Below are 20348 nucleotides of genomic sequence, written 5' to 3'. Positions count from 1 at the left end.
GCCCCCGTGAATCCTGTTTCCCTCATATTTCTCGCTCTGGCCATGTCCACGGACGCGTTCGCCGCAGCCATCGGCAAAGGCTCCAGCCTGCACAAACCCCGTCTGACCGAAGCGCTGCGCACCGGTCTGATCTTCGGCGTGATCGAGGCCATCACCCCGATCATCGGCTGGCTGATCGGCCAGGCTGCCACCCGCTGGGTCGCCGAATGGGACCACTGGATCGCCTTCACCCTGCTGCTGATCCTTGGCCTGCACATGATCTATAACGGCCTGAAGCACGAAGACGAGGAAGAAGAAAAACCCGGCCAGCATTCGTTCCTGATTCTCGCGGTTACCGCGTTCGCCACCAGCATTGACGCCCTCGCAGTCGGCGTCGGCCTGGCGTTTGTCGACGTGAATATCTGGGTGGCGGCAGCGGCCATCGGCGTGGCAACCATGACCATGGTGACCATCGGCGTGATGCTTGGCCGAGTGCTCGGAGCGGTCGTCGGCAAGCGTGCGGAAATCGTCGGTGGCGTGGTGCTGATGATCGTCGGCGCGACCATTCTGTACGAGCACTTGTCAGCCTGATTCAGGCCCGGATCAGCGCCGCCAGTGTCATCGCGTTGCCCAACGCGGCGCCACTGGCGGTGTTGTCGAAGATGCACCAGACGCTGGCGCCTTCAGCAGCGCAGAGCTGCATATTCTGCGCAAGCTGCTGCAGATAAGGCAACTCGTAAGCACTGTGATAAATCCGTGGTGCGCCATGCAGTCGCCAATAGCGCACACCCGCCCAGCGGTGCGCCGAACCGTCGGTACTGATCCGCGACGGATCGACCACGACCTGGGAAATCCGATACGCCTGCAACATCGGCGCCGCCACCACCCACGACTCATGCCGTGGCTCAAGCACCACGTCACCGGCGAAGCGTTGGCACAACGCCACGAAAAACGCCTCTGCGCGTGCCGGCTCAAAGGCCAGCGACGGCGGCAGTTGCACCAGCAAACACCCCAGCCTATCGGCCAGGCCTTCGCACTGCCCGAGAAACTCATCCAGCGCTTGCTCACAGTTTTGCAGACGCAACTCATGAGTAATCTGCTTTGGCACCTTCACCGAAAAACGAAAACCCGGCGGCACCGAATCCGCCCAGCGCGCATAGGTCTGACGCCGATGCGGGCGATAGAACGAGCTGTTGATTTCCACGCAGTCGAACCGCGCGGCATAACGCTGCAGATGCGTGCCCTCGGCCGGAAACTGCGGCCAATACTCACGCCCCAGACTCCAGCCCGCGCAACCGATGAACATCAAAAAAGCCCCTTCGCCGCTTCACGCATGAAAATCTCCACGGTCTCGTTCACAGATTTCAGGCACAACGGAATACCTGTGGGAGCCGGCTTGCCAGCGAAGGCGTCGATACATCCACAATCGCTGTGCCTGACACAACGCTTTCGCGAGCAAGCTCGCTCCCACAGGGTTCAGCGGCGCTCACAGATTTGGAGCGCGACGAAATACCTGTGGGAGCTGGCTTGCCAGCTAAGGCATCGATACATCCACAAACGCTGTGCCTGACACAACGCTTTCGCGAGCAAGCTCGCTCCCACAGGGTTCTGCGGCGCTCACAGATTTGGAGCGCGACGAAATACCTGTGGGAGCTGGCTTGCCAGCGAAGGTGTCGATACATCCACAAACGCTGCGCCTGACACAACGCTTTCGCGAGCAAGCCCGCTCCCACAGGGTTCAGCGGCGCTCACAGATTTGGAGCACGACGAAATACCTGTGGGAGCTGGCTTGCCAGCGAAGGTGTCGATACATCCACAAACGCTGCGCCTGACACAACGCTTTCGCGAGCAAGCCCGCTCCCACAGGGTTCAGCGGCGCTCACAGATTTGGAGCACGACGAAATACCTGTGGGAGCTGGCTTGCCAGCTAAGGCATCGATACATCCACAAACGCTGTGCCTGACACAACGCCTTCGCGAGCAAGCTCGCTCCCACAGGGTTCTGCGGCGCTCACAGATTTGGAGCACGACGAAATACCTGTGGGAGCTGGCTTGCCAGCGAAGGCGTCGACACATCCACAATCGCTGTGCCTGACACACCGCTTTCGCGAGCAAGCCCGCTCCCACAGGGTTCTGCGGCGCTCACAGATTTGGAGCACGACGAAATACCTGTGGGAGCTGGCTTGCCAGCGAAGGCGTCGATACATCCACAAACGCTGTGCCTGACACAACGCTTTCGCGAGCAAGCTCGCTCCCACAGGGTTCTGCGGCGCTCACAGATTTGGAGCGCGACGAAATACCTGTGGGAGCTGGCTTGCCAGCGAAGGCGTCGATACATCCACAATCGCTGTGCCTGACACAACGCTTTCGCGAGCAAGCTCGCTCCCACAGGTTTCAGCGGCGCTCACAGATTTGGAGCGCGACGAAGCGCCTACACGATTATTTTTTGCCGGGGAGGACGCTGGCCAGTACTTGCTTGGCGGCTTGCACGATCACGCCCGCCTCGTCCGGGTCGCCTTTGAGCAAGGTCGTGGCAAATTTCTTCGCCTGTTCGAGCTTGATGTGCGGCGGCAATGGCGGCACGTTGGGGTCGGTCTTGAACTCGATCAGCACCGGTACGTCCGAGGCCAGTGCCTGCTCCCAGGCGGCGGCGACGTCTTCTTCGCGGTCGACGAAAATTCCTTTCAGGCCGATGGAAATGGCAAACAGGTGATACGGCACGTCGGGAATGCTTTGCGAGGCTTCAAACTTCGGATCGCCCTCCATCACCCGCTGCTCCCAGGTGACCTGATTCAGATCCTCGTTGTTGAACACCGCACAGATCCACTTCGGACTGTCCCACTGGCGCCAGTATTTGGCGACGGTGATCAGCTCCGCCATGTTGTTCATCTGCATCGCGCCGTCACCCACCAGCGCAATCACCGCGCGCTCGGGATGGGCGAACTTGGCGGCGATCGCGTACGGCACGGCAGCGCCCATCGAGGCCAGGCCACCGGACAACGAACATTGCATGCCGCGACGAATTTTCAGGTCACGGGCGTACCAGTTGGCACAGGAACCCGAGTCGCTGGTGATGATCGCCTGATCCGGCAGACGCGGTGACAGCTCGTACACCACCCGTTGTGGATTGATCGGATCGGCTTTGGACATCGCGCGTTTTTCCAGGGTCTTTTCCCAGGTGCTGCGCCAGCCTTCGATTTTCTTGCGCCACTTGTGCGAAGTTTTCTGTTCGAGCAACGGCAGCAGTGCAGCAAGGGTTTCGGCGGAGTCGCCGACCAGATTGACCTCCATCGGATAACGCAGGCTGAGCATGTCTGGCTGCAGATCGATCTGCACGCCACGCGCCTGACCTTCCTTGGGCAGGAACTCGGCATAGGGGAAACCCGAGCCAATCATCAGCAAGGTGTCGCACTCGTGCATCATCTTGTAGCTCGGTTCGGTGCCCAGCAGGCCGATGCTACCGGTGACCCACGGCAAATCGTCCGGCAGCGCAGCCTTGCCGAGTAACGCCTTGGCGACGCCAGCACCGAGTTTTTCCGCGATGGCGATCACTTCATCCGTCGCCTGCAACGCGCCGGCGCCGACCAGAATCGCGACTTTTTCGCCACTGTTCAAAACGTCGGCGGCGCGTTGCAGATCGGCCTCGTAGGGCAGCACTTTCGGCTTGGTGTAACCGACGCCGGAATGCGCGGTGCCGTGTGCCCGCGCCGGTGGCTCATACTCAAGATCCTGCAGATCATTGGGCAGGATGATCGCCGTCACCCGCCGCTCGCCAACCGCCGTGCGCACGGCGCGATCAAGCAAATGCCGCACTTGCGACGGTGCCGAGGCCTGCTGTACAAAAGCCCCGGCCACATCCTTGAACATCGAGACCAGGTCCAGCTCCTGCTGGTAATGACTGCCGAGCGCCGTCCGAGCCTGCTGGCCGACAATCGCCAGCACCGGTTGATGATCCATGCGTGCGTCGTATAAGCCGGTGATCAGGTGCGAGGCACCCGGTCCCGAAGTGGCGATGCACACACCCAACTCGCCCGTGAACTTGGCGTGGGCCGAGGCCATGAAAGCGGCCATTTCTTCGTGCCGCGCCTGAACGAATTCGATCTTGCCATTGGCTCGGGCGAGCGCGCCGAACACGCCATTGATGCCGTCCCCCGGATAACCAAAAATCCGCGTGACGCCCCATTGGCTGAGCCGCTCAACCAGAAAATCTCCCACTGTCGTCGTCATCTCGTTCCTCGCCTGTCACCGATGCATGAAGCCTGCCCGGCGAGATATCCGCCGGGCGGTACATGGGTCTGGACAGTCGGGTCGCCCGCGAAGTTTCGATTGTTTTTACCCGACGGCGTTGCCGAGCCGATCCCTGCAGGAGCTGCCGCAGGCTGCGATCTTTTGCTGTTGTTTTTGAAGATCAAAGATCGGGGCTCATCAACGATGCGGATGCACCGTCATCGCCACCAGTTTGATCACGATCGGCCGCACCACGAGGATGCAAAGGAAAGCCACCGGCATCGCCAGCTTGTAGGCGTGCAGCGCATTACTCAGGTAGTCGTTATCAATCCCGGAGTTGGCCGCAGTGATCACCAGCGACATCAGGAACGCCATGATCGTCGCCATGTACAACGCAAACACATACGGCGTCGCCCGTGCAGAAAGCTTGCGTCGACCGAGATACAAGGCATCGGTAGTGGTTCTTTGATTCATATGGCTTTTCCATCCATTGACAGGGAGCCGGCACCTTAGCAAAGCCCCCTGCCCTCAACTAGACGGCCCGCCACAGGTACTTTATAAAGCACAACTTACGAATCAAACCCACGCGGCGGGACACGGATGAATCTGTTGGCGGCGATTGCCAGTTTTATCAAAGTGGTCGAAGCAGGCTCCATCGTCGGCGCCGCCAAGACCCTGGGCGTCAGTGCGGCCGCGGTCAGCCAGACCCTCAATCGCTTGGAAACGCACCTCGGCGTTCGCCTGCTGCAACGCACCACCCGCAGCATGGCCCTCACCGAAAATGGTGCGCTGTATTACGAAAAGGTCCGACGCATCGCGGCTGATCTGGAGTCGGCGCAAAGTGCAATCGTCGGCGATGAAAGCGAACTGCAAGGGCGTTTGAGCATCGCCTCCACCAGCGCGTTCGGCCGCCACGTCCTGGCGCCGTTACTCGCCAGTTTCGCCGCGCTGCATCCGCGCCTGCTGGTCGAGCTGTCGACCACCAACGGCAAGATCAATCACATCCAGGACGGCATCGACCTGAGCCTGCGGATCAAGCCGCAACTGGAAGACGGCATCGTCGCGCGCCGGATTGTTTCCCTGCCGTTCATCTTCTGCGCCGCTCCCGCCTACCTTGCGCGCGCCGGGGTGCCGCAATCACCGCAAGAGCTGCAACACCACGCCTGCCTCGCGTTTCGCTATCCACTGGATGGACGCTTTCTGCGCTGGGGCCTCATCCGCGACGGCCAACGCTACGACGCCCCGATCAACGCCACCGCCATCAGCGACGACATCGATGCCTTGGCGCAAATGGCAGTCAACGGCGCAGGTGTCACGCGCCTGGCCGAATTCGTCGCTGCGCCCTATCTCGAGAGCGGTCAACTGGTGCAACTGTTCGAAGATCTCCCGGGTGAAACCCACGGGCATGTCGAACCGATGGACATCTATGCATGCGTGCAGGAACGAGCAGCGATGACGCCGAAGGTTAGAGCCTTCATGGATTATTTGACGGAGCACTTGAATAGGCGCTGGCCAGTGCAAGCTGGTTGATCCACAGCGGCTCTTGCACTTTCAAGGCTGCAGATCACCCCCGAGCCATTGGCTGCACGCACTCATCTGCTGGGTAATCCACACGCGAAAAAGCATGGCATTGGCGCTCTGTTCGAAGGGTCGCGGTGACAGCAGGCAATAACTCGAACCGTCGCGAACGAAGCCGAACGGCGCGATCAACTGGCCGGATTTGAGTTCGTCCTGCACCATCAGAAACGACGCCATACCGACGCCCAGCCCGGCCAACGCGGCCTGAATGCACAGGTAGAAATGCTCGTAATCGACCCGACTGACACCCGACGCATTCATGCCAACCAGTCGCACCCAGTTGTCCCACGCCTGCGGGCGGGTCTTGCTGTGCAGCAGGCAGGCGCCGCGCAAATGATCGCCGTCAGGACGACTGGACGGCACGCAGACCGGGCCGATCCACTCCTCGCAAATGGTCACGCCGTGCACGGTCTCGTCCCAATGGAAATCATCGCGGCGGATCGCCAGATCCACGCCTGAACGAGCGAAGTCGATCGGCCCGCCGGCCGTCAGCAATTGCACCTGCAACTGTGGATGCGCGCTGTGAAAGTCGGGCAAACGCGGGATCAACCACTTCATGGCGATGGTTGGCTCGCAGGACACCACCAGCACATCGTCGTGGACTTCACGCTGCAGGCGATAAACCGTGCTCTGCAACTGTTCGAACATCGGCGCGGTGACATTGAACAGCAGGCGCCCGGCATGGTTGAGAAAGATCGCGCGGTTGCGCCGTTCGAACAGCTCGACGCCGATCGCCTCCTCCAGCAAGCGCACCTGGCGGCCGACCGCGCCGTGGGTGACGTGCAGCAGCTCGGCGGCCTTGACGAAACTCTGGGTCTGGGCGGCGGTGTTGAAGAAGCGAAAGGCAGCCAGCGGAGGCAGGTTCATATAGACGATGATTTCTCACAGATTTTCGCGACTATAAATCGTTTTTTTTGCCAAAGACACTTCTCCATCATGTCGCCGCTCAGGGCCTGTTAATTCCATCCACGCTGTTGGCGGCGATGCTGCAGGCGCTGTATCTGTGAATTCAAGTAGCGCAAATAACGCGATGGAGCGTATGGATGAATGAATTGTTTCTGGTAATCGCCATCACTGTTCTGGCGGTGATCAGCCCCGGCCCGGACTTTGCCATGGTCACTCGCAACAGTTATGCCTACGGGCGGCGCAGTGGTTTGCTGGCTGCGCTGGGCATCGCCTGTGGCGTGCAGGTTCATGTGTTCTACACGGTGTTCGGGGTGGCGCTGATCATCACTCAGTCACCAATGTTGTTCTGGATGATGAAGCTGCTGGGTGCCGGCTACCTGGTCTATCTGGGCATCAAGTCCTTTACCAATAAATCTGTTCTGACATTTGCCGATGCGAGCGCTTCGGCACCCCGTGCCTGGAAGGTGTACTGCTCAGGTTTTCTGACCAATGCACTGAATCCGAAAACCATGTTGTTCGTGGTAGCGGCGTACAGTCAGGTGGTGGAGCCAGGCAGTTCGCTGACGTTGAACTTCGCCTATGGCCTGTTCATGTCGGTCATTCATTGGCTGTGGTTCAGCCTGGTCGCGCTGTTTTTCTCCACAGAACGGTTACGCCGGCGCCTGCTGGAAAAACAGCGGCTCCTCGACAAGCTCATCGGGATCGCGTTGATGGGTCTGGCGGCGTGTTTGATCATTCCGGGGGTTGCGCAGTCTTGAGCTAGAGCGTTTATGCTGTCTGGTCTGATACCCGTCAGGTCATTCTCGGCAAGTTCACCATGAGGCCCATTTCATGAGTAAAGCGCCCTACGTACCGCCCAAAGTCTGGAAACACGAAGCCCCGTCCGGCGGCCATTTCGCCAGCATCAACCGCCCGATTGCCGGGCCGACGCATGAAAAGACCCTGCCCGTGGGCAAACACCCGCTGCAGTTGTATTCACTGGCGACGCCCAATGGCGTCAAGGTGACCATCCTGCTGGAAGAATTGCTCGCACTGGGGCACACCGAGGCCGAGTACGACGCGTGGCTGATCCGCATCAACGAGGGCGATCAGTTCTCCAGCGGTTTTGTCGAGATCAATCCGAACTCGAAGATTCCGGCGCTGCTCGACCACAGCGTACAGCCGCCGATTCGGGTATTCGAATCCGGTTCGATCCTGCTGTATCTGGCAGAGAAATTCGGCGCCTTCCTGCCGAAAGATCCCGCCGGCCGCACGGAAACCCTGAACTGGCTGTTCTGGCAGATGGGCGCCGCACCTTATCTGGGCGGCGGTTTCGGGCACTTCTACGCGTATGCGCCGGAGAAGCTCGAATACCCGATCAACCGCTTCACCATGGAGGCCAAGCGTCAGCTCGACGTGCTCGACCGACGCCTCAAGGAAAGCCGCTACCTGGCCGGCGACAGCTACACCATCGCCGACATCGCGGTCTGGCCGTGGTACGGCCAACTGGTGCGCAACAACGTGTATGCGGCCGCCGAATTTCTAGCGGCCCACGAATACACCCACGTGCAGCGCTGGGCAGAAGAAATCGCCGAGCGCCCGGCAGTCAAGCGTGGCCAGCGGGTCAATCGCACCTGGGGTGACGAGGCGAGCCAGGTTGCGGAGCGACATCAGGCCAGCGATCTAGACTGACGCCACATACCCACAAAGATTTGTGTTGGACATGGGCATCCGCAATCACCAGCAAACTTTGTGGGATCTGTGCTGGACAGGGACATCCCGGTTCACAGCAACCTTTGTGGGAGCGGGCTTGCTCGCGAAGGCGCCAAGTCAGTCAACACTGACATAACAGACCTACCGCTTTCGCGAGTAAGCTCGCTCCCTCAGGGAATTCGGGTTGGACATGAGGATTTGTGAACCTCAGCAATTACATTGAGACCACACCACCACTGTCGTCAAAGGATCTGCAATGCCCCCTGGAAAACGTGAACTGGCGCGGATCGAGCGGCGCTTGATTGCCACGCTCACCGACGCATGTGAAGCCGCAAAAGCTGAAATCCAGGGCTTCACCTGGCTGACTCACACCGCTGACCTGAACGCATTGGCGGCGACCCTGAATGTCATTTGGGTGTTCGACACCGAAGCCGACAAAAACCTCGCCCTGACTGACGCCAAGGCACGCCTCTTCGAACTGACGGCCACTGCGCTGAGGGAAGCCGATATCGACCTGTCCCCTTCAGAGCGCAACGTGCGTTTCGACTCCGAGGAGGCGTGCCAGCGTAATCACGGTGGCAACTGGCGTGAGCGTCTGGCGCAAAATACGCGAGGGCAACGGTGACACCCTGCTTTCGATCAGGTTGGCTATCATCGCTCGCAGCAGGCTTCTCTCAGAGACAGTGAAACCATGGAACAGCCCAGACCAGATCCAGATTCCGATTGGGTAGTGCGCAGCACTCAACCGGGGCGGATAGAACGTATCGAAGCCCGGTTTGGCGGCCATGGCTACCACCCACATCGGCACGATACTTACTCGATCGGTCGCACACTCTCTGGCGTGCAAAGCTTTCACTACAAGGGCAGCCTGCGCCACGGCTTACCGGGAAATACCTTGCTCCTGCATCCTGATGAACTGCACGATGGCATGGCCGGGACCGAAGCGGGGTTTCGCTATCGAATGGCCTATATCGATCCGGCTTTGATTCAGCAGGTGTTGAAGGGTGAACCGCTACCCTTCATCGCCGGCGGTCTGTCCAGCGACCCACGCCTGTATCGCGCCAGCGAAGCGTTCGTCCAGGCGATGGATTACTCACTTGATCCGCTGGAAGAACAGGACGCCCTGTTTGATCTGGCAATGGCCCTGCGCACCGTGGCCGGCAAACCTCGCGGGCGCAAACTGCTCGATTACCCGGCAGCCGAGCGCGCAAGGGAATTCATCATGGCTCACCTGCACCAGAGCATTACGCTGGAAATGCTGGAGCGCGCCAGCGGCCGTGAAAGATGGAGCCTCTCTCGGGACTTCAGAGTGCTGTTTGGCACCAGCCCCTATCGCTTCGTGACCCTGCGTCGCCTGGATATATTGCGCACGTTGCTGCTTGACCGATTCTCGCTGGTGGATGCCGCACTGGCTGCGGGTTTTCACGACCAAAGTCATATGACCCGGCACTTCACCCGCACTTATGGGGTATCTCCGTCGCGTTGGCTGGAACGCGTCCTGGGGCAAAGGCAACTTGCAGGATCGTACAAGCATCGCCAATAGCGCCTTCGCTAGGCTGACGACTTCTATCTGATAGAGGATTTGTCATGCCACATACCAGCAAAGTACCAGCACTGCACGCCATCAATCTGGCGCAGAAATCCGCGCTGATCGATCAGCAGTGGAGCCCCCGTGTGGTCGCCGAAATGAATGACTACCAGTTCAAAGTGGTTCGCATCGAAGGTGAATTCATCTGGCACTCCCACCCGGAAACCGATGAGGCCTTTATTGTGATCGAGGGCACGCTGCGGATCGACCTGCCCCATGGCCGCGTATACGTCGAACCGGGTGAGCTGTACGTCGTGCCGTGCGGGATCGAACATCGGACGGCAGCGGAAGGAGAAGCGCGCCTGATGATGATCGAGCCTCGGGGGGTGCGTAACACCGGGCACGAAGGTGGCGAGCGCACGGCTGACAACGACGTCTGGATCTGAGCAGGAGGCGCCGTCAATCTGCGATTTGACGGCGCCTTTTTTGAGTGGCGGGCCGTTGGTTGGCCGCTGATCGACGGGCGATTTTGTACTGGGTTTACTGAGCGAGCACCGCCTCAGACCACCTCCTCGTCAACCGGCAACGAAGCCAGCATTTCAGCGCGGCACACCTCAAGAATCTCGTCAGCCAGCGCGGAATCATCCGGACAGGCACGCGACAGCACAATCGCGCCGACAGCCCGCGACAGCAGGTCGATCATTTTCTTTCTCCCCTCGCCCACCACGGCGTCCGGCCCGGTTGGATATTTGTCTCCGAGGGTCTGCAGGGTGCGCTCGATCCCTTCGGCAAACGTCGTTTTCACCTCATCCGATTGACGCGCCGCGTCGCCACACAGCGCGGCCATGGTGCAACCGCTGCCACGTCCATCGCGATGTTCTCTCGTCACATAGACATCGATGAAGCCTGGCACGTCGAGCGCTTCGGCACCTGCCAGCGACTTGGCAAGACTGCAGGACGCGGCTTCAGCCATCAGGTCGGCCTTGGAGCCGAAATGCTTGTAAAAACCACCGTGGGTGAAACCGGCAGCCGCCATGAGATCCGCCACACCGACGCCGTCAAAGCCACGCTCACGGAACAGCTCGGAAGCGGTCTCGACGATGTGTTCTCGATTGGCCTGCGCCTGGGCCTTGGTCACTCGCACGTGCAGTACCTCGTGTTCATTGGGAATGATTGTGCCAATCATACATAGATGCTGGTCATAATCAAAACCGTTGACAGTTTAGATTTCGATCATCATCCTAATTGCACGCACACCGATCTCCACCAACGGGCACGGAAGAAATACCAGATGAGCAACCAGACTCTGTTCACCCCTTACACACTTGGCGACCTGACGCTGTCGAACCGCGTCGTCCTCGCACCGCTGACTCGCAACCGTGCAGGCGCAGGCTTCGTACCCAGCGAGTTCGCCGCCACCTATTACAGCCAACGGGCCAGCGCAGGCTTGCTGATCAGTGAAGCCACGCAGATTTCCCGACAAGGTCAGGGCTATCAGGACACCCCGGGAATCTACACGCCAGCACAGATCGACGGCTGGCGCCAGGTGACCGATGCAGTCCATGCCAAGGGCGGAAAAATCTTCCTGCAACTGTGGCATGTCGGCCGCGTGTCGCAGGTTGATCTGCAAGAAAACGGCGCCGCCCCCGTGGCCCCTTCTGCGCTACGCGCCGCCACCAAAGTGTTCGTCAACAATCGCTTTGAAGATGTCTCGGCGCCGCGCGCGCTGGAGACCAGTGAACTGCCGGGGATCGTCTCGGATTTTCGCCAGGCTGCGGCAAACGCGATTGCCGCCGGGTTTGATGGTGTGGAAATTCATGGCGCGAACGGCTATTTGCTCGATCAATTCCTCAGGGACAGCGCCAATCTGCGAACCGACGCCTATGGCGGCTCGATTGAAAACCGGGCGCGTCTGTTGCTTGAAGTGACGGCGGCCGTCGTTGATGAAATCGGCGCCAATCGCACCGGTGTGCGCCTGTCTCCGGTGTCGCCGGCCAACGGCGTCTCCAGCAGCGATCCGCAGGCGCAATTCGATTACGTCGCCGAGCAACTCGATGCCCTCGGCGTGGTTTATCTGCACGTGGTCGAAGGCGCGACCGGTGGCCCGCGCGACGTGGCGCCCTTCGACTTCGGCGCACTGCGCCAGCGCTTCAAAAACACCTACATCGCCAACAACGGCTATGACTTGGACCTGGCGACTTCGCAGCTCGCCGAAGACCACGCCGACCTGATCGCCTTCGGTCGTCCGTTCATTGGCAACCCGGATCTGGTGGAGCGCCTCAAGCAGGGCGCGCCATTGTCCGCGTTCGATCCCGCCACCCTCTATGGCGGCGGTGCGGCAGGCTACATCGACTACCCGACGCTGGCTGAATCAAGCGTCAGCGCCAACTGAGCGCGTTCTGTTTCTCACACCCTGAAAGAGAGATCCCCCATGAGCACTCGCCCTACTGTTCTGATCACTGGCGCCTCCACCGGCATTGGCGCGGTCTACGCCGAGCGCTTCGCGCAACGCGGCCATGATCTGGTTCTGGTCGCCCGCGACCAGGCACGCCTGGACGCACTTGCAGCTCGTTTGCGCAGCGAACACGATGTCACCGTCGATGTGATCCCGGCGGACCTGACCCAACTCGCTGATCTGAGCACCGTTGAAAACCGCCTGCGCGACGACGCCCGTATCGGCATCCTCGTCAATAACGCCGGCGCCGCCCTCTCCGGTAACTTCATCGACCAAAGCACCGACAGCGTTGCGCAACTGGTCGCCCTCAACACCACCGCACTGGTGCGCCTGGCCAGCGCCATCGCTCCACGTCTGGTCAAGGCCGGTGACGGCGCGATCATCAACATCGGTTCGGTGGTGGGTCTGGCGCCGGAGTTCGGCATGACCGTCTACGGTGCGACCAAGGCCTTCGTCCTGTTCCTGTCCCAGGGACTGAGCCTGGAACTGTCACCTCAGGGCGTCTACGTGCAAGCCGTACTCCCCGCCGCCACCCGTACGGAGATCTGGGATCGCTCCGGCATCGACATCAACACCTTGAGCGACATCATGGAAGTGGGCGATCTGGTGGATGCCGCTCTGGTCGGCTTCGATCGTCGCGAACCGGTGACCATCCCGCCGCTGCACGAAGCGCAACGCTGGGATGATCTGCAAGGCGCCCGTCAGGGCCTGATCGGGCAAATCCGTCAGTCTGCGGTTGCCCAGCGCTACCTGGACCCACAGTGATTGTCTGGTAGCGAACACGCGCGGCGGATTCGATACATACGCAAGTCACTGCATCGAATCCGGCCCGCGATCCGGAGCAGAAATGAATCAAACCCTGGCAAATAACCACACTGGCGTGTCGACGCCATTCAGCAACGCGGCGAACCAGTCGATCACGGTCAACGGCGTGCGCTTCGCTTACCGCGACATCGGCCCCGCGATCGGCGTGCCGCTGGTGCTGTTCAACCATTGGGGCGCCGTGCTGGACAACTTCGATCCCGCGATCATTGATGGCCTGGCACGAACCCGACGCGTCATTACCACTGACTATCGCGGTATTGGCGGCTCTGGTGGAACCGCGCCACTGACTGTCGGTGAAATGGCAGACGATGCCATTCAGTTGATCCGGGCGCTGGGCTTGGAAACCGTTGATGTACTGGGATTCTCGCTCGGCGGCTTCGTTGCTCAGGACATCGCCCTGAAGGCGCCTGATCGGGTGCGTCGCTTGATTCTGACCGGTACCGGTCCGGCCGGTGGCGACGGCATCGACAGAGTCGGTGCGGTCACCTGGCCATTGATCCTCAAAGGCTTGCTGACCTTGCGCGATCCCAAGGTCTACCTGTTCTTCACCTCGACAGCCAATGGCCGTCGATCTGCGTCGCAGTATCTGCAACGCCTGAAAGCACGCAAAAACAATCGCGACAAAGGCCCGACACCGAGCGCTTTTCTGCGCCAGTTGAAAGCGATCACCGCGTGGGGCCAACAGCCGCCGCAAGACCTCGGACGCTTGCGCATACCCACGCTTATCGTTAACGGCGACAGCGACATCATGGTGCCCAGCGTCAACTCGATGGCGCTGGCCAAGCGTATTCCCAACGCACAACTGGTGATTTATGAGGATGCCGGCCACGGCGGGATTTTCCAGCACTGCGTTGATTTTGTCGCCAAGGCCCAGGCATTCCTCGACGCCTGACGACACGGCGCAGCAACACCGCAACGCGCCAGCTACCCTCCTCACAACCGCCAAGAGCCGCACTACGATGAAAGCATTTCTGATTGATCGCTATGGAAACAAGCCTGGGCGCATTGGCGAAGCGCCTGCCCCTGTGGTGGGTGCCCGTGATGTCTTGATCGAGGTACACGCCAGCAGCGTCAATGTGCTGGATTCGAAGATCAGCAGTGGCGAGTTCAAGCTGATTCTGCCCTATGCATTACCGCTGATACTGGGCAATGATCTGGCGGGTGTGGTGGTTGAGGTTGGCTCACAGGTGACGCAGTTCAAACCGGGAGACGAGGTTTACACTCGCCCGCCGGAAACGCGGATCGGAACGTTCGCCGAATGGATCGCCGTGGACGAAAACGCGGTCGCCCGAAAACCTGCCAATACCAGCATGGCACAAGCCGCGTCCCTGCCTTTGGTCGCGTTGACGGCGTGGCAAGTACTGATCGAAACCGCACAACTGAAAAAGGGTCAGAAAGTACTGATTCACGCGGGATCCGGTGGGGTTGGCAGCATTGCCATCCAGTTGGCCAGACACCTCGGCGCCTTCGTCGCCACGACCACCAGCACCGCGAACGTCGAATGGGTCAAGGCACTGGGGGCCGATCTGGTCATCGACTACAAACAGCAAGACTTCGAAAGCGTCCTGCACGACTACGACGTGGTGTTGAACAGCCTTGGCCCGGACGTTTTGCAAAAATCACTCAAGGTCCTGAAGCCCGGCGGCCAGCTCATTTCCATCTCGGGCCCGCCCACTGCACAGTTCGCCCAAGAACAAGGCTTGTCCTGGCCATTGCAACAGGTCATGCGCCTGTTGAGCTTCGGTATCCGGCGCAAGGCGCGCAAGCAGGCGGTCAACTACACGTTCGTCTTCATGCGGGCCAATGGTGCACAACTGCAAAAAATCGCCACGCTGGTCGAGGAGGCAATCATCCGACCGGTGATTGACCGCAGCTTCTCGTTTGCCTCGACGGCAGAGGCGTTGAAGTACGTCGAGCAGGGGCGCGCCAAGGGCAAGGTCGTCGTTACGCTCAAATGACAACGTGCCCCCCGGCGGCCGGCTGAACTCGTCAGCCGGCCGCGTTCGACTCGACCAGATGAACTTCAGTCGCACTGCGACCGGCGCACCAGGCGAGCACCGACGCAATCACCAACACCGCCGCGCTCAGCTCGAAGGTGGCTTTATAACCGCTCAGATCAAACGCCAGGCCACCGACGATGGCCCCTCCGGCGATGGCCAGTTGCACGATGGCCACGAGCAAGCCTCCGCCGGCTTCGGCATCCTCCGGCAGCGTCTGCGCCAGCCATGTCCACCAGCCCACGGGGGCCGCCGTGGCGACCAGCCCCCAGAGTCCGAGCAGCAACGCAGTCAGCAACGGCGAAGCACCGAAGTTGACCAGCGCCAATGCAATGACCGCCATTATCAGCGGGATAACTGTCAGCGTGCGGTACAGGCCGGTGCCGAGGAATCTTTCGATCACAAAGGTCCCGATAAAACCGGCAAGCCCCAGCCCCAGCAGCATCAAGGACAGGGTTGCAACGCTGACCCCGGTGACCCCCTCCAGAAAGGGCCGCAGGTAGGTGAACAGCATGAACTGCCCCATGAAAAATACGCTGACGGCGACCATTCCCAAGGCGACCGGCCATTGCTTCATCAGCCGCAGGGCGTTGCCGCTACCGGCCTGACGCTCAAGCTTGAAGGACGGCAGACTGATCAGCAGCCACACGGCCGCCAGCGCGGCGACCGGAACCACACAGAAGAACGCGCCGCGCCAGCCTATCAACGCGCCGAGGAAACTCCCCGCCGGAGCGGCGATTACCGTCGCCAGCGCGTTTCCGCCGTTGACGATCGCCAGTGCCCGGGACACTTGGTCAGGCGGCACCAGACGCATCGCGGTTGCCGCCGACAACGACCAGAAACCGCCAATGGCGATGCCGATCAGGGCCCGCCCGAACATGAACGACGGATAGCCCGGCGCGAATGCGACCACCGTCCCCGAGACGATCATCAGCAAGGTCAGACCCAGCAACAGCTTCTTGCGCTCGACGCGAGCAGCGACCGCTGCAATCAACAGGCTGGTCATCAGGGCGAATGCACCGGACACGGAAATCCCCTGCCCGGCCTGGCCCTCGGTGATGTGCAGTTCGGCGGCAATCGGCGTCAGCAAACTGACCGGCATGAACTCTGAAGCGACCAGCGCGAAGGCGGCCAACGACATGGCCAGCACGGCGCTCCAGCCGCGTTGTTCTGTAGAAAGAGAAGTCATGGGAACTACCTGTATTGCGAGAGGCGTCCGGGCGATTGCCCGGACCCACTGTTTTTCACGGTGCGAGGATCGCGTTGTCGAATCGCGGCTCTCCTGTAATGGTTTGACACATTCTCCCGGTCGATTCACCTCTGCCCTAGTGCATTCCTCTTGAATGCTTGCCTGATCCTCTGAGGATGCAGGGTGGTGTATAGGAATCGCCTGTGCAGCGGATTAGAGTTCGTACAACAGGAGTTGCCCGACATGATCCCTACCCCGCTGCGCCACCAATCACCTTTGGCGTTGAACATTGACTCGCGCGTGAGCGTAGCGGGCGACTTCGCCACGTCGATAGCCGGCCTGTCGCTGTTTCGTCGCGATCAGCCGGCGCCACCGACCGTGTGCATGATCGAGCCGAGCCTGATTCTGGTGGGCCGTGGGGAAAAGCGTTTGTGGGTCGGCGGTGAAGGTTACCGCTACGACCCTTCGCGGTTTCTGGTCACCTCGCTGGATCTGCCCGCCAATTCCGAAGTGATGCTCGCCAGCCCCGAACAGCCCTGTGTCGGGCTGGTGCTGAGACTGGATGTCGGCATGCTCGCCGAGATCCTCAGCAAAGGTGGCTTGCCTGCGAAACGGCAGCCGTCGATGAACACCGGCGCTGGCATTGGCAACCTGTCGTGCGCGCTGGAAGGCGCGCTCGAACGCCTGCTGGCATTGCTCGACGAGCCTGAGGCGATCCCGGTGTTGGCGCCGCTGGTGCTGCGGGAAATCCACTATCGGCTGCTCCATACCGATCAAGGCGCGCGGCTGCGGCAGATCACGGCCGTCGATGGCCAGGGTTATCGCATCGCCAAAGCCATCGACTGGCTCAAGGTCAACTACACCGAGGCGCTGCGCATCGATGAACTGGCGGCGCGGGTGCAGATGAGCGCACCGACCTTTCACCATCACTTCCGCCAACTCACCGGCATGAGCCCGCTGCAGTACCAGAAGTGGCTGCGACTGAACGAGGCGCGCCGGCTGATGTTGATGGAGCGTCTGGACGTTTCGCGAGCGGCATTTGCGGTCGGTTATGAAAGTCCCTCGCAGTTCAGCCGCGAATACGCACGCCTGTACGGCACCGCACCCAGTCGGGACATCGCGCTGCTGCGTGGCGAGCCCTTCGCCGCAGAAACGCTGGGCAACGCGGCCAGTTGAACAAAGAACACGCTTTACCGGTGAGGTGCCACGCAGCGTTTCACCGCTTATAAAAATGCACGTCAACCGATGATCGAGCGGGTGAACCATGGAACTACGAATCAACCAGAAAACCTATCAGGTCGATGCCGACGCCGATACGCCCCTGCTGTGGGTGATCCGCGATGATCTGGGCATGACCGGCACCAAGTACGGCTGTGGACTGGCGCAGTGCGGGGCCTGTTCCGTGCTGGTGGACGGCAACGTGGTGCGCTCGTGCGTCACGCCGGTGGCGGGCGTGGTCGGCCGCGAGGTCACCACCATTGAGGCGATCGAGGCCGATGATGTCGGTAAACGGGTGGTCTCGACCTGGGTTGATCTGCAGGTCGCCCAGTGTGGCTACTGCCAGTCCGGGCAGGTGATGGCGGCCACGGCGCTGCTCAAGCAAAACCCCAAGCCAAGTGACGCGCAGATCGAGGCGGCGATGGTCAACCTGTGCCGCTGCGGCACGTACAACGCCATTCATGCCGCCGTGCATGAGCTGGCCGGCAAGGGAGATGCCTGATGAACGTGCGTATCGATCCGTCCCAGGAAGCATCAGCACTGGCTCTGCATGAACCGATCAATGTGTCGCGCAGACGTTTTCTGACCGGCACCGCCGTCGGCGCACTGGTGCTCGGTTTCGGCCTGCCGCTGGGCACGACTCGCGTGCAAGCGGCAGTGGCGGCCGCGACTGCCGAGCGTGGCACGCAGGTACCGGCGTTTCTGGAAATTCGCCCGGACAACCGCGTGCGCCTGCTCTGCCCGTTCATGGAAGGCGGACAAGGTACGTTCACCGCGATGGCGCAGATCGTCGGTGAAGAACTGGATGCCGACCCGTCGACATTCCTGGTCGAAGCCGCGCCGCCCGGCGAAGCCTATGTGGTGATGGAAAACGGTATGCGCATCACCGGCGGCAGCATGTCGGTGCGCATGAGTTACCCGGTGATGCGCCGCCTCGGCGCCCTCGCCCGCGCCATGCTGCTGCAGGCCGGTGCGCAGAAACTTGGGGTGCCGGTGGGTGAACTGAGCACCGAACCCGGCAAAGTCGTGCACGCCAAGTCCGGGCGTTCGGTGGCCTACGGCGAACTGGCCGAGCACGCCATGGATCTGCCGGTGCCCGATCCGGCCTCGGTGCAGCTGCGTGATCCGAGCCAGTTCCGCTGGATCGGCAAACCGGTGAAGCGCGTCGATGCCTACGACAAGTCCACGGGCAAGGCGCTGTACAGCATCGACCTGAAGGTCGACGACATGCTGCATGCTGCCGTTCAACATGCCCCGCGTTTGGGCATGACCGTGGGTAACCTGCGCAACGAAGAGCAGGTCAAGGCAATGAAAGGCGTGCATTCCGTGCATCGCCTGCCGGGGGCCGTGGCGGTGGTCGCCGAGCGCTGGTGGCACGCCAAACGTGCAGTGGAAGCGATTCAGGTCGACTGGCAGGAACCCACGGCCGACAGCAAAGTACGGCCGATGCCCGCAGATTTTTCCAGTGATGCCTGGCTCAAGCGCCTGGCTGAAGACAAAGGCCCGGCCAGGGATGATGAAAATGAGGGCGACGTGGCTGCAGCTCTGGCGAACGCCAAAACGCGGATTGACGCCACTTACAACAACCAGTACCTGAACCACGGTCAGTTGGAGCCGCCGTCGGCGCTGGCCCGATTCAATCCCGACGGTTCGCTGGAAGTCTGGCTGCCGAATCAGGCGCCGGACATGTTCCGTGCCGACATCGCCAAACGCACCGGGCTGGATCCGTCGCGCATCACCTTGCATTCGCCATTGCTCGGGGGCTTCTTCGGTCGGCATTTCCTCTACGACGCCGCCAGTCCCTACCCTCAGGCGATCGAGTTATCGAAAGCGGTTGGTCGCCCGGTCAAACTGATCTGGAGCCGCGAAGAAGAGTTCCTGCGCGATGTGCTGCGTCCGGTGGCAGCGGTGAATTTCCGTGCGGCGCTGGATAATGACGGCTGGCCGCTGGCGATCGAAGCAATCAGTGCCACCGAAGGCCCGACCGAGGCGCTGGCCGGCAAACAGGGTGAAAAACTCGACCCGACGGCACTTGAAGGCTTGTCGGGCAAGTCCTATGCAATCCCCAACAAGCGCATCGCGCAGATCTACGCCAAAGGCCCGGCGATGCTCGGTTACTGGCGTTCGGTGGGCAATTCGCTCAACGACTTCTTCTACGAATCGTTCCTTGACGAACTGGCCGACAAGGGTGGCAAGGACCCGTTCGAATTGCGCCTGCATCTGCTGCGCGACAACCCACGACTGACCACGCTGCTGCAAGCCGTGGGCGAGCTGTCGGGTGGCTGGAAGCGTGGGCCGTTCACCGCGGCGGACGGCAGCAAACGTGCGCGAGGCGTGGCGATGGCTTCGCCGTTCGGTACCCAGACGGCGGTGATCGCCGAGGTCTCCATCGAGCACGGTCAGGTCAAGGTGCACGACATCTGGCAGGCGATCGACCCCGGTAGCATCGTCAATCCGGCGATTGTCGAAGCACAGGTCAATGGCGCGGTGGCGCTGGGCCTGTCGCAGACCCTGGTGGAGGAAGCCGTGTGGATTGATGGCAAACCGCGCGCGCGCAACTACGACCTGTATCCGATCCTGCCGCCTGCGCGGATGGCCCGGGTCCACGTGCGTGTTGTCGAGAGCGGGGAAAAAATGGGCGGCATCGGCGAACCACCGTTGCCCGCTGTCGCGCCCGCCGTCGCCAATGCGGTGGCAACGCTGACCGGGCAACGGGTGCGCAGCCTGCCCATGAGCCGCCACACCTTCACTTGAT

At 61.1% G+C, this 20348-nt stretch carries 20 protein-coding genes; 14 read left to right on the top strand and 6 right to left on the bottom strand.

Annotated features, from left to right (window positions below):
• Nucleotides 1-6: 6 nt before the first annotated feature.
• On the top strand, nt 7-570 hold the full coding sequence (gene mntP, locus QMX91_RS07200) for a manganese efflux pump MntP (RefSeq protein WP_045122500.1): 564 nt from the start codon (nt 7-9) through the stop codon (nt 568-570).
• A gap of 1 nt (nt 571) precedes the next feature.
• On the opposite strand, the gene QMX91_RS07195 is transcribed toward mntP, so the two are convergent.
• From QMX91_RS07195 to QMX91_RS07180, 3 genes are all read right to left on the bottom strand, one after another.
• The gene (locus QMX91_RS07195) at nt 572-1285 is read right to left on the bottom strand and encodes a DUF72 domain-containing protein (RefSeq protein WP_282412467.1); all 714 of its coding nucleotides are present in this window, start codon (nt 1283-1285) and stop codon (nt 572-574) included.
• Nucleotides 1286-2417: 1132 nt separating this feature from the next.
• Nucleotides 2418-4205 (bottom strand): thiamine pyrophosphate-requiring protein, encoded by a 1788-nt coding sequence (locus tag QMX91_RS07185; protein WP_282412466.1) that lies wholly within the window; start codon nt 4203-4205, stop codon nt 2418-2420.
• A 198-nt stretch (nt 4206-4403) separates the two neighbouring features.
• The gene (locus QMX91_RS07180; protein WP_134786637.1) at nt 4404-4679 is read right to left on the bottom strand and encodes a DUF2798 domain-containing protein; all 276 of its coding nucleotides are present in this window, start codon (nt 4677-4679) and stop codon (nt 4404-4406) included.
• A gap of 126 nt (nt 4680-4805) precedes the next feature.
• Between QMX91_RS07180 and QMX91_RS07175 the strand changes: the two genes are divergently transcribed.
• Nucleotides 4806-5735, top strand: a complete 930-nt coding sequence (locus QMX91_RS07175) for a LysR family transcriptional regulator (RefSeq protein ID WP_282412465.1) — start codon at nt 4806-4808, stop codon at nt 5733-5735.
• Between the two features lie 21 nt (nt 5736-5756).
• On the opposite strand, the gene QMX91_RS07170 is transcribed toward QMX91_RS07175, so the two are convergent.
• Complete coding sequence (locus tag QMX91_RS07170; protein WP_282412464.1) at nt 5757-6650, bottom strand: LysR substrate-binding domain-containing protein; 894 nt, start codon at nt 6648-6650, stop codon at nt 5757-5759.
• A gap of 176 nt (nt 6651-6826) precedes the next feature.
• Between QMX91_RS07170 and QMX91_RS07165 the strand changes: the two genes are divergently transcribed.
• From QMX91_RS07165 to QMX91_RS07145, 5 genes are all read left to right on the top strand, one after another.
• The gene (locus tag QMX91_RS07165) at nt 6827-7447 is read left to right on the top strand and encodes a LysE family transporter (protein WP_135296019.1); all 621 of its coding nucleotides are present in this window, start codon (nt 6827-6829) and stop codon (nt 7445-7447) included.
• Nucleotides 7448-7520: 73 nt separating this feature from the next.
• Nucleotides 7521-8360, top strand: a complete 840-nt coding sequence (gene yghU, locus QMX91_RS07160; RefSeq protein WP_134786641.1) for a glutathione-dependent disulfide-bond oxidoreductase — start codon at nt 7521-7523, stop codon at nt 8358-8360.
• A gap of 277 nt (nt 8361-8637) precedes the next feature.
• Nucleotides 8638-9006, top strand: coding sequence for a hypothetical protein (locus QMX91_RS07155; protein WP_223008703.1), 369 nt, complete (start codon nt 8638-8640; stop codon nt 9004-9006).
• A 66-nt stretch (nt 9007-9072) separates the two neighbouring features.
• Entirely contained in the window at nt 9073-9924 is an 852-nt protein-coding gene (locus QMX91_RS07150) for an AraC family transcriptional regulator (RefSeq protein ID WP_135296022.1), read from the top strand.
• Nucleotides 9925-9968: 44 nt separating this feature from the next.
• Entirely contained in the window at nt 9969-10355 is a 387-nt protein-coding gene (locus QMX91_RS07145; protein ID WP_098964329.1) for a cupin domain-containing protein, read from the top strand.
• Nucleotides 10356-10468: 113 nt separating this feature from the next.
• On the opposite strand, the gene QMX91_RS07140 is transcribed toward QMX91_RS07145, so the two are convergent.
• A complete protein-coding gene (locus QMX91_RS07140; protein ID WP_135296023.1) occupies nt 10469-11095 on the bottom strand; it encodes a TetR family transcriptional regulator in 627 nt (208 codons plus the stop codon).
• Between the two features lie 105 nt (nt 11096-11200).
• On the opposite strand from QMX91_RS07140, the gene QMX91_RS07135 reads away from it, so the two are divergent.
• From QMX91_RS07135 to QMX91_RS07120, 4 genes are all read left to right on the top strand, one after another.
• Nucleotides 11201-12301 carry an alkene reductase gene (locus QMX91_RS07135; protein WP_282412463.1) on the top strand — a complete coding sequence of 367 codons (1101 nt, stop codon included), beginning with the start codon at nt 11201-11203 and terminating at the stop codon, nt 12299-12301.
• Nucleotides 12302-12340: 39 nt separating this feature from the next.
• Nucleotides 12341-13129: an SDR family oxidoreductase gene (locus QMX91_RS07130; protein ID WP_223008707.1), complete on the top strand. Its 789-nt coding sequence runs from the start codon at nt 12341-12343 to the stop codon at nt 13127-13129.
• An 82-nt stretch (nt 13130-13211) separates the two neighbouring features.
• A complete protein-coding gene (locus QMX91_RS07125) occupies nt 13212-14081 on the top strand; it encodes an alpha/beta hydrolase (protein WP_282412462.1) in 870 nt (289 codons plus the stop codon).
• Between the two features lie 67 nt (nt 14082-14148).
• Nucleotides 14149-15147, top strand: coding sequence for an NADP-dependent oxidoreductase (locus QMX91_RS07120; protein WP_282412475.1), 999 nt, complete (start codon nt 14149-14151; stop codon nt 15145-15147).
• Nucleotides 15148-15178: 31 nt separating this feature from the next.
• Here the strand turns inward: QMX91_RS07120 and QMX91_RS07115 are convergent, their stop codons facing one another.
• Nucleotides 15179-16375: an MFS transporter gene (locus QMX91_RS07115; RefSeq protein ID WP_282412461.1), complete on the bottom strand. Its 1197-nt coding sequence runs from the start codon at nt 16373-16375 to the stop codon at nt 15179-15181.
• Nucleotides 16376-16618: 243 nt separating this feature from the next.
• Between QMX91_RS07115 and QMX91_RS07110 the strand changes: the two genes are divergently transcribed.
• From QMX91_RS07110 to QMX91_RS07100, 3 genes are all read left to right on the top strand, one after another.
• Nucleotides 16619-17551, top strand: coding sequence for an AraC family transcriptional regulator (locus QMX91_RS07110; RefSeq protein ID WP_282412460.1), 933 nt, complete (start codon nt 16619-16621; stop codon nt 17549-17551).
• Between the two features lie 88 nt (nt 17552-17639).
• Nucleotides 17640-18095, top strand: coding sequence for a (2Fe-2S)-binding protein (locus QMX91_RS07105; protein ID WP_027613020.1), 456 nt, complete (start codon nt 17640-17642; stop codon nt 18093-18095).
• Complete coding sequence (locus tag QMX91_RS07100) at nt 18095-20347, top strand: molybdopterin cofactor-binding domain-containing protein (RefSeq protein ID WP_282412459.1); 2253 nt, start codon at nt 18095-18097, stop codon at nt 20345-20347. Before QMX91_RS07105 ends, QMX91_RS07100 begins: the two co-directional genes overlap by 1 nt.
• The last annotated feature ends 1 nt before the right edge of the window (nt 20348 follow it).

It is taken from the genome of Pseudomonas sp. PS01299, assembly GCF_029960145.1.
In the GTDB taxonomy this organism is placed as follows: Bacteria; Pseudomonadota; Gammaproteobacteria; order Pseudomonadales; family Pseudomonadaceae; genus Aquipseudomonas; species Aquipseudomonas putida_A.
Note: the sequence above shows the minus strand (reverse complement) of the source record. Positions and strands in the feature narration are given on the sequence as shown.

Bases quoted from the DNA above. Each gene is read 5' to 3' on its own strand.
- yghU (WP_134786641.1), top strand. From the start codon at position 7,521: ATGAGTAAAGCGCCCTACGTACCGCCCAAAGTCTGGAAACACGAAGCC.
- QMX91_RS07125 (WP_282412462.1), top strand. From the start codon at position 13,212: ATGAATCAAACCCTGGCAAATAACCACACTGGCGTGTCGACGCCATTC.
- QMX91_RS07155 (WP_223008703.1), top strand. From the start codon at position 8,638: ATGCCCCCTGGAAAACGTGAACTGGCGCGGATCGAGCGGCGCTTGATT.
- QMX91_RS07135 (WP_282412463.1), top strand. From the start codon at position 11,201: ATGAGCAACCAGACTCTGTTCACCCCTTACACACTTGGCGACCTGACG.
- QMX91_RS07140 (WP_135296023.1), bottom strand. From the start codon at position 11,095: ATGATTGGCACAATCATTCCCAATGAACACGAGGTACTGCACGTGCGA.
- QMX91_RS07105 (WP_027613020.1), top strand. From the start codon at position 17,640: ATGGAACTACGAATCAACCAGAAAACCTATCAGGTCGATGCCGACGCC.
- QMX91_RS07170 (WP_282412464.1), bottom strand. From the start codon at position 6,650: ATGAACCTGCCTCCGCTGGCTGCCTTTCGCTTCTTCAACACCGCCGCC.
- QMX91_RS07115 (WP_282412461.1), bottom strand. From the start codon at position 16,375: ATGACTTCTCTTTCTACAGAACAACGCGGCTGGAGCGCCGTGCTGGCC.
- QMX91_RS07175 (WP_282412465.1), top strand. From the start codon at position 4,806: ATGAATCTGTTGGCGGCGATTGCCAGTTTTATCAAAGTGGTCGAAGCA.
- QMX91_RS07110 (WP_282412460.1), top strand. From the start codon at position 16,619: ATGATCCCTACCCCGCTGCGCCACCAATCACCTTTGGCGTTGAACATT.
- QMX91_RS07180 (WP_134786637.1), bottom strand. From the start codon at position 4,679: ATGAATCAAAGAACCACTACCGATGCCTTGTATCTCGGTCGACGCAAG.
- QMX91_RS07185 (WP_282412466.1), bottom strand. From the start codon at position 4,205: ATGACGACGACAGTGGGAGATTTTCTGGTTGAGCGGCTCAGCCAATGG.
- QMX91_RS07195 (WP_282412467.1), bottom strand. From the start codon at position 1,285: ATGTTCATCGGTTGCGCGGGCTGGAGTCTGGGGCGTGAGTATTGGCCG.
- QMX91_RS07145 (WP_098964329.1), top strand. From the start codon at position 9,969: ATGCCACATACCAGCAAAGTACCAGCACTGCACGCCATCAATCTGGCG.
- QMX91_RS07150 (WP_135296022.1), top strand. From the start codon at position 9,073: ATGGAACAGCCCAGACCAGATCCAGATTCCGATTGGGTAGTGCGCAGC.
- QMX91_RS07100 (WP_282412459.1), top strand. From the start codon at position 18,095: ATGAACGTGCGTATCGATCCGTCCCAGGAAGCATCAGCACTGGCTCTG.
- QMX91_RS07130 (WP_223008707.1), top strand. From the start codon at position 12,341: ATGAGCACTCGCCCTACTGTTCTGATCACTGGCGCCTCCACCGGCATT.
- QMX91_RS07120 (WP_282412475.1), top strand. From the start codon at position 14,149: ATGAAAGCATTTCTGATTGATCGCTATGGAAACAAGCCTGGGCGCATT.
- QMX91_RS07165 (WP_135296019.1), top strand. From the start codon at position 6,827: ATGAATGAATTGTTTCTGGTAATCGCCATCACTGTTCTGGCGGTGATC.